This window comes from Desulfovibrio sp. JC010 (assembly GCF_010470675.1).
Lineage (GTDB): Bacteria > Desulfobacterota > Desulfovibrionia > Desulfovibrionales > Desulfovibrionaceae > Maridesulfovibrio.
On record NZ_VOIQ01000029.1, the window covers coordinates 1 to 9,538 of the forward strand.

Here is a 9,538-nt window from a genome sequence, read left to right on the forward strand (position 1 = left end):
GGCAAAGCTCATAAAGTTGCGATGGTCGCATCAATGAGAAAGTTACTTGGCATTTTGAATGCCCTAATTGCTAACGACCAATATTGGTCTGAGCAGCCTGCGTAGCTTGACTTTTGCCACCGTTGCTCCGGCGGCTGGGGAAGGGAAACTTTTGGGAAAAGTTTCCCTTCCCCAGACCCCATCCCTTCAAAACTTTTTATTATGCTTCGCAAGTAGCGCGTGTAGGCGTTCGTTGATTTGACCGTGGTATCTATCGAGATATTGCGGTTTTTTGTTTGTTAAAATGCCCTCTGCAACCAAGCCCGAAACACCGGATCAACAATGCGCCAGTGCTTGTCTGCGGTTTGTTCAATCAAGTCCTGTTCACTTAAAAATTTGCGGGCTGATTGCACTCCGCCAAGGGTCAGGCCGTGGGTTTGCAAGAAATTGTTTGAGGTCAGCGCGGCCTGCTCTTCAGCGGCGATGGCCCGGAGAAGCTTTAGCTGACCGGTGCTGATGCCCTGAATGATTCCCTGATAGCCGTAGCGTTCATTTTCAAGCAGGATTTCGTAAGCTTTGGTTACGTTTTCCAGAGTACATTCCTTTTCGCAGAGTTCAAAAGCGCGGTAGGCCAGTGCCTGCAGGTAGTAGGGATATTGCTCTACTTTTTCAGCTATGGCGCGGGCTACATCGGCAGGGCATTTTTTTCCGGCTTGTGCGAACTGGTTAACTATAAAATCTACGCATTCATCCTCCGGCAGAGTGGCAAGCTCCATCATGATCGCGCTTTGGTAGAACGGCCTGCCCCGGTTGTTGAAAATATCGAGCAGTACCCGGCGGCGACTGCCAAGGAAAATGTAGGAAGCTTTGTGACGCTGGATGTGCTCACGGAGCAGGGCTTCTACGCGTGGCTCCTTGATGTCCACGATATCCTGAAATTCATCCAGTGCGATGCAGACCTGAAAATTTTCCTTTTCAAGAAATTTGCCCACTTCTTCCAGAATTGTTTCCAGTGCGACCATGGGATCAAGCTGCCGCTTGGTCATTTGCACATCCAGTGAAGGCATTCCTGTTGCCGGATCAATGGTGAATGTTGTCTGGATTGATGGGAAGTGGCTCAGCCACCTCTTGCCCTTGTCCAAGATGGACTCGTATTCATGTAACCCGCTGATGATGGCCTTCGCCAGCCTATGAACAAGGTCTTCCACTGAAACAAGACGCATGAACTGGGCATAGATCACGCAGATATTTTCCTGAGCCAGACGGTGTTGTACCCGTTTGACCAGAGAGGTTTTGCCGTAACGCCGTGGGGCGAAGATTACTACGTTCATGCCGTTGCGGCCATGACTGGTCAATTCGCGCAGTTCGTCCACGCGGTTACAGAAAGGCTGGTCCGGTTCCAGAATATCGGTATGGAATGGGTTGTTCATAACTATTGTTTTTAAATTATTGTAAGGCAATAGTCAAAACTATTGTGTTCCAATAATTGAAAGACAATAGTAAATATTATTCAAAAGCAATAGTTTCAATGATTACAGACTATTAAGAAGCAGTTGTCCATAAACAGCCTGTCCCAGAGAAATGCAGCCGTCATTGGGCGGCAGGTGGCGATGGACGAGCGGTTTCAGGCCGCGCTTCTTAAGTTCTTCGGGTAGTTCTACGGCGATGGTCAGGTTTTGCATGACCCCGCCGCTTAGGCCCACGGTTTTGATTCCGGTCTGGTCGGCAATAGCCTTAGCGCAATCGGCAAGGCCGATGATCAGACCGCCATGGAAACGGCGGCTGATTTTTGCCGGGGATATTCCGCTTTGGAAATCTTCGAAGGCCTGTCTGAAAAGTTCTCCGGTGCGGATTTCGTATGTATCTGCGGATTGATCGAGGGGGCAATCGTATGCTTCGGGATCATCCATATCCTGAATCTTTTCGAGAATGATTGCCGCCTGTCCTTCGTATGAAATGGCGGAGCAGAGACCGAGCATGGCTGAGACTGCGTCAAAGAGTCGTCCGCAGCTGCTGGTCAGCGGGCAGTTGATGTTTTTATCAAGGACCTGATCGAACATATTCAGGCCGGACTGGAATTGTTCCGGCACGGGAATTAAATCAGTGTCAAGGCCGAACTCCTTTGCTGCTGCGTAGGCGATGCGCCACGGTTCGCGCACTGCGGCCTCACCGCCGGGCAAGCGTAAATGAGTGAACCTTGCCAGTCGTTTGTGTCCCAGCTTTTCGTTATCCACCATGAGACATTCGCCACCCCAGATGGTACGGTCTTCGCCCAGCCCGGTTCCGTCGAGGGCCAGACCCAGTGCCGGGCCTTGGTGCTTGTTTTCGGCAAGCACGGCGTGGATATGGGCGTAGTGGTGCTGCAAGGTGGCGGTTTTGATTCCTTCAGCCTTTGAAATTTCTTCGGCAAATCCGGTGGTCAGGTAGTCCGGGTGCAGGTCATGGACGATGAGTTCCGGTGTGACCTTGAGGATGGACTGCAGGTGTAAGCGGATTTCTTTCCAGAAATTCGCGGTTTCAAGGTTCTGCATGTCGCCGATGTGCTGGCTGGTGAAAGCCTGATCTCCCTTGGTCAGGCAGAGGGTGTTTTTCAACTCCGGTCCGGTTCCCAGCACGCAGGGGCCGTCCTGCGCAAGGAATACCGGAGAGGGGGTAAATCCTCTGGCCCGGCGCATGAAGACCGTGCGCGATTCTTTTTCTTCTGTATCCGCAAATTCCGGCACAGAGCGGGCCACGGAATCATCCACCCGGATGAGGATATCCCGGTTGTGGAAAAGAAAGATATCCACGATCTCCGGCAGCCGTTTCAGGGCTTCACGATTGCCGATGCAGATGGGGGCGGAACTCATGTTGCCGGAAGTCATAACCAGTGCGGACGGCTTGCCGGAATCACCCAGCGCGGAGAAATATTTAAGCAGAACCTGATGCAGCGGGGTGTAGGGCACCATCAAGCCGATGAAATCCGTATCCGGCGCAATCTCCGGGGCAAGTGAATAGGCTTTTCCTTTAGGAGCAAGCACGATGGGCCGCTGCAAACCTTCCAACAGCTCAATATCGTTTTTGGTGAGCTCGGCAAGTTTGCGGGCTTCGTCCACGTCACGGACCATGACCGCCAGCGGTTTGTCCGGGCGGTTCTTGCGTTGGCGCAGGGTGCGTACTGCATCCGGGTTGGATGCATCGCAGACCAGATGAAATCCGCCCAGTCCTTTCACTCCGGCGACTTTTCCTTCGGCCAGCAGTTTTGCCAGCTCGCGTAGTGCTGTTTCCGGTCCGGCAAGCTCATTGCCTTTGTTGTCAGTCAGCCAGACCTTTGGACCGCAGTCGGCGCAGGCATTGGGCTGGGCATGGAAACGGCGGTCCAGCGGGTCTTCATATTCCGTGCGGCAGTCGTCACACAGCTCAAAGCAGGCCATGGAAGTTACCGGACGGTCATAGGGGATGGATTTGGTGATGGTGTAGCGCGGGCCGCAGTTGGTGCAGTTGGTGAAGGGGTATTCGTAACGGCGGTTCCGGGGATCATTCATGTCCGCAAAACAATCCGGGCAGGTCGCCACATCCGGGCTGATCAATACGCAATGTCCTTCCCCGGCAGTGGAGGCCAGAATGCAGAATTTTTCCTCACCCTCGACAATCTCCAATTCATCCTTTTCCAGCGAAACAATGCGGGCCAGTCGCGGCAGGTCGTCCTTAAAACTCTGGTCGAATCCGTTCAGTTCGTCTTCGCTGCCTTGCAATTCAATGAGCACCCCCTCCGGGCTGTTCAACACCGTACCGGAAAGATTGTGTTTGAGGGCGGTCTTGTAAACAAAGGGCCTGAAGCCGACCCCCTGCACCTGTCCGGTTACAGTAAGCAGTCGGCGGGAAATCTTTTTTGTGGTCATCAGTGGGAAATCTCTTTGCTAATATGTCTTTGTCATGCGAAGCGGCGAAGCCCTATTAAAAGGTTTTGGGATTCTTAAACCCTTTTGCAAAAGGGTTTAAGCCGCCGGAGGCAAACTCTTTTCGTTAAAAGCGCGAAGCGCATCAAATTGTCTTATCCAAATCTGCTTAAAAAACTTTTCAAACGGCCTTTCACAAAGCGGACCGGTTCGAATTCCATGGGGCTGAGCTTTTCCGGGATTTTGAAATCCTTGGTGTCAAAGTCGTCCGGAGGTTCGATAACGTATTCAATATGGTCCGGGTGGTAGCCGAAAATTTTCTGGTTCGCGCTTTCCCGCCAGAGCAGGATCTTTTTTGGGCTTAATCCCAGCAGCATGTATATGGCCGTATCAAGGGCGTACGGGTTGGGCGACCCGGCCAGCAGGTTCATGCTGTACGGTTTGCCGTGAATGGGACCGCTTTCGTGCATGGGGTAGATGGCGTCCATGAGGTTGAAGGACAGCGGCATGGATTTAACCACTTCAATGATCATTTTTTCCATCAGTCCGGGCGTTTCACCGAATCGGGTATGGGCATAAGCCTTGCGGAAACCGACCACCGTGCCGAACAGATTCTTCACCGCCCCGGTAACCACGAACTGTCCGTGGGCCTTCAGCTTGGGCACGTTGATAATCATGTCCGATTCAAGGGCGTCGCGGGAGATGCCGATGGTTTCGCCGAAAGAAAGTTTGAGCGGTGTCGGACGGCCCAGACTTTTAGGCTTCAATCCCAATTCGTGTAGACCGGAAGTCATGCCTATGGCTTTGGAAACCTGTGTCGCGCTGCCGTAGCCCGGCGAATCCGCAACCGTGATCTGTGCCCCGCAATCCTTAAGATAACGGCACAGGGAGAGGGTTACGTTGGGGTGGGTGCAGGCCAACGGATTTTTGGAAGACACCAGATTGGGCTTGACCAGCACCTTTGTGCCGAGAGGGATTTTCAGGCCGCACTCCTCAAGGGTCATAGCCACTGCCGTATCCATAAATGTGGATTCGTATTCGAGGATACGGAAGAAGGCGACAGGTGCTTTGGGGCTGTTATTGCTCATCTGGTTTTATCTCTTTTTGGGCGGCCTTCGGTGCTTTTACCGGCTTCTTTTTCGCAGCTTCGGCAGTTGGCTTCTTTGTTGTTTTTCCGTCTCCGTCCGGTTTTGCTTTGGGCTTTGACGCGGCTTTTTTGCTCCCCTGCTGACTAGTTACTTTTTTGCCTGGGTTTTGTGAAGTAGGCTCTTTTGTCTTTTTAGCGGGAGCTGTTTTTTTCAACGGCTTGCCCTCAGCGTCCTTTTTCAGTGGACGTTTCTTCTTTGCTGCGGGCTGTTTTTCAACCGGACGGGCTGTTTTTGTGCCGTCAGTTGTTTTCTTTACAGCTTTCTTTTGGACAGCCTTTTTAGGGGCGGCAGCGGAATCATCCGGTTTTGCTTTCGGCTTGGTTTTCTTCTTCAGTGCTTCCTTGTTGGTTCTGGTGCTTTTTACTTTTTCGCCCTGTTCGGCTTTCTTCTTTTTCATGGCCTTTGCTTTGGCAATTTTTTTCTTTTTTAAGGCCAGTCGTTTCTTTTGTTCGTCAGACATTTCGCGGCCCATCTTGACGCGTATGGTTTTCATGAAATCATCCGAAGCCAGTGTGCCGAAAAACAGGAAGTTTGAAATATCCCAGAGAATGGCGAACAGCAGTATGCCCAGTGTCCCCATGGATAAATAAAAGAAACCGGAAGTCTCGCTGACCGGCAGGGCCTGGCGTAGATTGTAGGCCGGAATGAGCAGTTTTTCGCGTATTTTTTTGATCAGTTTTTCCTGCGGATACTTTTTTTGCGCACCCATGGTTTTAGCCATTTTTTGCAGTATGCGGTTCAGGTAATACATGGATTGGGTGGCGGGCATGGAATACCTGCGTTCCAGCTTGTCGAAATTGTTCATGTAAAGCAGATGGATGTCATTCATGAAAAATTTCAGGGTATAACCGAGGTCACCCTGAATATTGACCTTGCGCCCCTTGGGAGTCACGGTCAGTTTGTTGCGCAGGAACATCATGGTGGCGATGCGTGCTTCATCATTGTCCCGGAAGACAAGCGTTATCCTGATGTTTTTGCCCAGATATTCGGTGTTCTCATTCTCGATTTTTTGGAACGGCGGTTTAATCCCCTTACGCAGGGAATTGAAGCTGCTTTCCATGCTTTCAAAGCCGTCTGCTCCGCTGAATAAAGGCAGGTGCATGGCTCCGATAATAAGTATGCTGGAGACAAAAAGCATGGCTGCGATGATCAGTGTTTTGAAGGAGTAGGTCATTTGTCCGCTCCTTTTTCATCCACGGGTTGCAGGGATTTGTGTATACCGCTTAAGAAGGCGAAAAATATCCAGCCCCCGAAAATGCCGGCCCCTATGAGCAGGATGTAAGTGCCGCTTGAATCAAAGGTGGAAACCAGTCCCGGATCGATGTTTGCGCCTGCTTTGCGCAGCAGGGCGGGCAGAGCCAGTATACGGTTGATTATTACCGAGACTACCAGCAGGGCAACCAGTCCCTTGGCCCGGTAGGGCAGGATGTGTTTCAGCCCCTTGCTGCCCAGATGCAGTCCGGTGATAGTTCCGAAAACCAGCCCGGTGATGCAGTAGATATTGATGAATCCGTTCAGTCCGTATGTTCCCATGGTCAGGCCTCCGGTGGCGAGGGCCAGTCTTGCAAGGTCTGTCCCGGCCACCAGCGCGGCCACGCAGCCGAATCCCTTGGTCATGAGGGTGAAGGTCAGGATTACTCCGCCGGACCCGGTCAGGGCCATGAAGAATCCTCCGATCATGGTCATGAAAAAGATCGGCAATACAGGGATTCGCTCCAGTTTGCCTTCTTCCTCCTCTGAATCAAGATCAGGTTCTTCGCCGTCCCGTTTCATTTCAGCGGGTTCCAGTTCATCCTCTTCCTCTTTAAAGGTGTGCGGGAATTTAATGTACGGGGGAAATTTCATGCTGCGCAGGCTGCGGGCAATTTCCCATGGTTCTTCATCCGGATACAGTTCATCTTCGAATTGCGGTTCCGGTTCGGGTTCCGGCTCCGGTTCTTTTTTCTTTTCTTCCGCTTTTCCGTCCGCCTTGGCTTCAGCTCCGTTTTCGGTTTTCTTTTCGTTTTCTTTCTGGGCTTCTTTTTGTTCAGCAGGAGGTTCCGGCTGGGTGTTTATTGCTTCTTCGGGGTTGTTCTCTTCTTTTTCCTTTCGCAGCAGTTCAAGGGCGTATTTGCGGGCGTCCTCCCGGAAGTCGGGAATGATGATAAAGGCATAGATGATCAGCCATAGGGCGATCATGGAGGAAATGAAAACGTCGTTACCTGCCGGATCGGCGATGAAAATTGTTTTACTGAGTGCGTATCCGGCCAGCCCGCCCAGCACGGTGCCTAGGGTCATGATCAGGGCGAGGGCGTATTTGATGCGTCTGTTTATGCCCATGCGGATGGACTGGATGGTGCTGAAAATGAACAGCCGGAACAATTCTGACCCAACGGCATAAATACCGCTGACCCCGGCGGTCATCAGTGCCGGAACCACCAGCAACCCTCCGCCAGCACCGATAACAGCACTGAGCATTCCGGTTACAAGCCCGATGGCTGTGCATTGGAAAAAGCCGGGACCACTGCCGTCCGGCAAAATATAGGGATTATTGGTCCTTCCGATATATTCGGGAATTTTGATGTCTGCAGCGTTTAGAATTTCCGGGCATAACAGCCCGAAGCAGCCCCCAAGAAAGACTGCGCAGAAAAGAAATATGTATCGGCCGGAAGGTTTAATCATGGATTCCCTGCCTGATTGAGTAATGATTTTATTTACATATAAAAACAAACAGGAAATATATCAACCACAGTGCCCTAAGCTTGTGCCTTTTGTGATCCTAGTGACTTGCACTTGATATCTTTAAGTAGTAGAAGTTTAGCCCTGATCATAAATATTGATTTATATTTTAGAAGTTTAAGCATAATTCAAAGCGGGGTTTCCATGAGAGCTAAATTGGTTTCCATGAAGGATCTTTCTCTTACACTGGACCGGGGGCCTGTCCTTGAGGGGATAGACTGGGACATTTGTGAAGGTGAGCATTGGGCTGTTCTGGGACCCAACGGCGCGGGCAAGACTACTTTGATGATGATTCTGGCCGGGGAGGTCTGGCCCGATGATGACACCACCCGCGAATTCAGTGTTGAAGGCGAGATTACCAGCAGTCCGCTGGAGCCGCTGGAACGGTACCGCATGATTTCCCCGGAGCATCAGGATATTTTTGAAAAGCTGGCCTGGGACGTTACCGGGGAAGAAGTGGTACTTGCCGGAAAGGATAACACCCCGTTTCTGTACCGTCTGGCCGACGATGAAGAGTATGTAAGGGTTCGCGACTTCATGGAGTCTCTGGGCATGCTCGATCTTGCCAAGCGCAGCATGGTCAAGATGTCCCGCGGTGAAGGGCGTAAGATTCTCATCGCCCGTGCGCTTATGGCCGAACCGGAAATCCTCATCCTCGACGAATTTCTTGAAGGGGTTGACCAGCAATCCCGCGAGCAGCTGGTCCGGGCTATTGATATTGCCGCAGCCAACGGCACCACCATCGTCTGCTCCGCCCACCGTAAGGAAGAATTGCCTTCCTGCATCAACAAGACTCTCTACATCCGTGAGGGTAAAATCGATCAGTGCCGGGACAGTCAGGGACGTGAAGTTTCCTGTGCCGGGAATCAGGATTTCAAGCGTACTCCGCCCGAGGTAAACAGCATTGAGCCGGGGCGCAGTTTGTTCAAACTTGCCGATTCCAGCGTTGTTTTTCTCGGTAAAACCGTGCTGCACAACATAGATTGGCAGATGACAGGCGGTGAAAACTGGGCCGTGCTGGGGCGTAACGGAGCCGGAAAATCAACCCTGCTCCGTCTTTTGTATGGAGATGCCGCAGCCTATGCTGCTGAAGAAGATATGGAGCGTCTGCCTGAAAAGGCGGAGAATCTCCGTTCTGCGCGGGGACGTATGGGCATGGTTTCCGCTTCCATGCAGGCGTCTTTCGGTGAGGCGGTTGGTAAGCCGATTCCGATTTTTGATATGGTTATTTCCGGCTTCTTTTCTTCGGCAGGCATTCTGGACGAAATTTCCGATGAGATGCGTGAGAAAACATGGGAGTGGCTGCGTTTCTTCGGTATTGAAGATCTGGCAGAGCGTCCCATGGAGCAGGTTTCTTACGGACAATTGCGCAAGGCGTTCATTGCCCGGGCTTTGATTGCCGGTCCGGATGTGCTGCTGCTTGACGAGCCGCTGGCCGGGGTGGATGAGGAATCGCGCAGGGAAATCTATCAACTGCTGGAACTGCTGGCCAAGGCCGGAGTCGCCATGGTTTACGTGACTCATCACAATGAAGAATTAATCCCGTCCATCTCGCATGTTCTTGAGATCGAGGAGGGCAGGGTGGCCTTCCGGGGTACCAAGGAAGATTATTTCAAGCTGAGAACTTAAATTTAAAGCCCGTCTTTTAATACAAAGACGGGCTTTAAATTTCAGATTGCTGACAAAGTCCTCGCCTTTTGGTGAGGACTTTTTTATATTGTTTGCATGTTAAAAAAGCCTGAGCAAAAGCAAGTCACTGTTGAGTTGGTTACGATTGAAGAATTGGTTCCTGAGAACCATTTACTTCGAAAGATA

6 protein-coding genes and 1 pseudogene are annotated in these 9,538 nt (G+C 51.5%); 2 read left to right on the plus strand and 5 right to left on the minus strand.

Going from position 1 to position 9,538, the window contains the following annotated elements:
* Positions 1-105 (plus strand): annotated as a pseudogene (locus tag FMR86_RS20905) (IS110 family transposase); the annotation flags it as partial.
* A gap of 173 nt (positions 106-278) precedes the next feature.
* Here FMR86_RS20905 and FMR86_RS20145 read toward each other — a convergent pair.
* From FMR86_RS20145 to FMR86_RS20165, 5 genes are all read right to left on the minus strand, one after another.
* Positions 279-1,409, minus strand: a complete 1,131-nt coding sequence (locus tag FMR86_RS20145; RefSeq protein ID WP_163353237.1) for an ATP-binding protein — start codon at positions 1,407-1,409, stop codon at positions 279-281.
* A gap of 102 nt (positions 1,410-1,511) precedes the next feature.
* A complete protein-coding gene (gene hypF / locus FMR86_RS20150; protein ID WP_163353239.1) occupies positions 1,512-3,860 on the minus strand; it encodes a carbamoyltransferase HypF in 2,349 nt (782 codons plus the stop codon).
* 152 nt (positions 3,861-4,012) lie between these two features.
* Positions 4,013-4,945 carry a DUF362 domain-containing protein gene (locus FMR86_RS20155; protein WP_163353241.1) on the minus strand — a complete coding sequence of 311 codons (933 nt, stop codon included), beginning with the start codon at positions 4,943-4,945 and terminating at the stop codon, positions 4,013-4,015.
* Complete coding sequence (locus FMR86_RS20160) at positions 4,935-6,179, minus strand: hypothetical protein (protein WP_163353243.1); 1,245 nt, start codon at positions 6,177-6,179, stop codon at positions 4,935-4,937. The genes FMR86_RS20155 and FMR86_RS20160 overlap by 11 nt, the downstream gene beginning before the upstream one ends.
* Positions 6,176-7,666, minus strand: coding sequence for a TSUP family transporter (locus FMR86_RS20165; RefSeq protein ID WP_163353245.1), 1,491 nt, complete (start codon positions 7,664-7,666; stop codon positions 6,176-6,178). Before FMR86_RS20165 ends, FMR86_RS20160 begins: the two co-directional genes overlap by 4 nt.
* Positions 7,667-7,867: 201 nt before the next feature.
* Here FMR86_RS20165 and FMR86_RS20170 point away from each other — a divergent pair, with 201 nt between their 5' ends.
* Positions 7,868-9,352 (plus strand): ATP-binding cassette domain-containing protein, encoded by a 1,485-nt coding sequence (locus FMR86_RS20170; protein WP_163353247.1) that lies wholly within the window; start codon positions 7,868-7,870, stop codon positions 9,350-9,352.
* Positions 9,353-9,538 lie beyond the last annotated feature (186 nt).

What these genes read in the sequence shown, in the direction of transcription:
- FMR86_RS20145 (WP_163353237.1), bottom strand. Translation starts at nt 1,409, where the DNA reads ATGAACAACCCATTCCATACCGATATTCTGGAACCGGACCAGCCTTTC.
- hypF (WP_163353239.1), bottom strand. Translation starts at nt 3,860, where the DNA reads ATGACCACAAAAAAGATTTCCCGCCGACTGCTTACTGTAACCGGACAG.
- FMR86_RS20155 (WP_163353241.1), bottom strand. Translation starts at nt 4,945, where the DNA reads ATGAGCAATAACAGCCCCAAAGCACCTGTCGCCTTCTTCCGTATCCTC.
- FMR86_RS20160 (WP_163353243.1), bottom strand. Translation starts at nt 6,179, where the DNA reads ATGACCTACTCCTTCAAAACACTGATCATCGCAGCCATGCTTTTTGTC.
- FMR86_RS20165 (WP_163353245.1), bottom strand. Translation starts at nt 7,666, where the DNA reads ATGATTAAACCTTCCGGCCGATACATATTTCTTTTCTGCGCAGTCTTT.
- FMR86_RS20170 (WP_163353247.1), top strand. Translation starts at nt 7,868, where the DNA reads ATGAGAGCTAAATTGGTTTCCATGAAGGATCTTTCTCTTACACTGGAC.